Genomic DNA, 1,199 nt, shown 5'->3' with positions numbered 1-1,199 from the left:
TGTATTAGGCACGCCGCCAGCGTTCGTCCTGAGCCAGGATCAAACTCTCCATAATGGTGAGTCGATTAGCTCGACTTTGTTGCTGGCGTCAAAAATTTGACGTTTATAATGAACAATTAAGTTCAAGTTTGTTTTCGATACCGACAGGTGTCGGCGGAAGAAAACGTTTTTGCTTCCCGTACCGAAGTGCGTTCCGCTTGTTAGTTGACGTTTTGCTGTTCAGTTTTCAAGGTTCATGGTGGAGCCTAGCGGGATCGAACCGCTGACCTCCTGCGTGCAAGGCAGGCGCTCTCCCAGCTGAGCTAAGGCCCCATAAAGGGATATAAATACTGGTCGGGAAGACAGGATTCGAACCTGCGACCCCTTGGTCCCAAACCAAGTGCTCTACCAAGCTGAGCTACTTCCCGAAGTTAAAAAATATGGCGCGCCCGAGAGGACTCGAACCTCTAACCGCTTGATTCGTAGTCAAGTACTCTATCCAATTGAGCTACGGGCGCTAATTATGCTGTTTTAAAAAGATGGTGCCGAGGACCGGAATCGAACCGGTACGGTAGTCACCTACCGCAGGATTTTAAGTCCTGTGCGTCTGCCAGTTCCGCCACCCCGGCACTTAAGAAATCTATGGAGCGGAAGACGAGGTTCGAACTCGCGACCCCCACCTTGGCAAGGTGATGTTCTACCACTGAACTACTTCCGCTCGTATGTTGTTATAAAAAATGGTGCGGGTGAAGGGAGTCGAACCCCCACGCCTTGCGGCGCTAGATCCTAAGTCTAGTGCGTCTGCCAGTTCCGCCACACCCGCAACTTAGTATTTAAAAAATGGTGAGCCATGTAGGATTCGAACCTACGACCCTCTGATTAAAAGTCAGATGCTCTACCAACTGAGCTAATGGCTCTAAAAAAAATAATGGTGCCGGCGAAAGGAGTCGAACCCTCGACCTACTGATTACAAGTCAGTTGCTCTACCAGCTGAGCTACACCGGCACACTGTAAAAATATTTGGTGGAGGATGACGGGCTCGAACCGCCGACCCTCTGCTTGTAAGGCAGATGCTCTCCCAGCTGAGCTAATCCTCCGAAATAAATCGCCCAGCGACGTCCTACTCTTGCAGGGGGAAACCCCCAACTACCATCGGCGCTAAAGAGCTTAACTTCCGTGTTCGGTATGGGAACGGGTGTGACCTCTTTGCCATTATCACT

At 50.6% G+C, this 1,199-nt stretch carries 9 tRNA genes and 1 rRNA gene; all 10 read right to left on the bottom strand.

The window, feature by feature from the left end:
- Positions 1-236: 236 nt before the first annotated feature.
- A tRNA-Ala gene (locus tag C8K15_RS20045) sits at positions 237-312 on the bottom strand.
- 18 nt (positions 313-330) lie between these two features.
- Positions 331-407 (bottom strand) — tRNA-Pro (locus C8K15_RS20040).
- A 13-nt stretch (positions 408-420) separates the two neighbouring features.
- A tRNA-Arg gene (locus C8K15_RS20035) sits at positions 421-497 on the bottom strand.
- A 22-nt stretch (positions 498-519) separates the two neighbouring features.
- Positions 520-608: transfer RNA gene (locus tag C8K15_RS20030), tRNA-Leu, on the bottom strand.
- 14 nt (positions 609-622) lie between these two features.
- Positions 623-697: transfer RNA gene (locus C8K15_RS20025), tRNA-Gly, on the bottom strand.
- A 20-nt stretch (positions 698-717) separates the two neighbouring features.
- Positions 718-802 (bottom strand) — tRNA-Leu (locus tag C8K15_RS20020).
- Between the two features lie 18 nt (positions 803-820).
- Positions 821-896 (bottom strand) — tRNA-Lys (locus C8K15_RS20015).
- 12 nt (positions 897-908) lie between these two features.
- Positions 909-984: transfer RNA gene (locus tag C8K15_RS20010), tRNA-Thr, on the bottom strand.
- A gap of 16 nt (positions 985-1,000) precedes the next feature.
- Positions 1,001-1,076, bottom strand: a tRNA-Val gene (locus C8K15_RS20005).
- 10 nt (positions 1,077-1,086) lie between these two features.
- A 5S ribosomal RNA gene (rrf, locus tag C8K15_RS20000) occupies positions 1,087-1,199 on the bottom strand; the annotation flags it as partial.

It is taken from the genome of Paenisporosarcina sp. OV554 (assembly GCF_003058165.1).
GTDB lineage: Bacteria > Bacillota > Bacilli > Bacillales_A > Planococcaceae > Paenisporosarcina.
The sequence above is the reverse complement of the archived record's forward strand: the minus strand, read 5'-3'. Positions and strand labels throughout refer to the sequence as shown.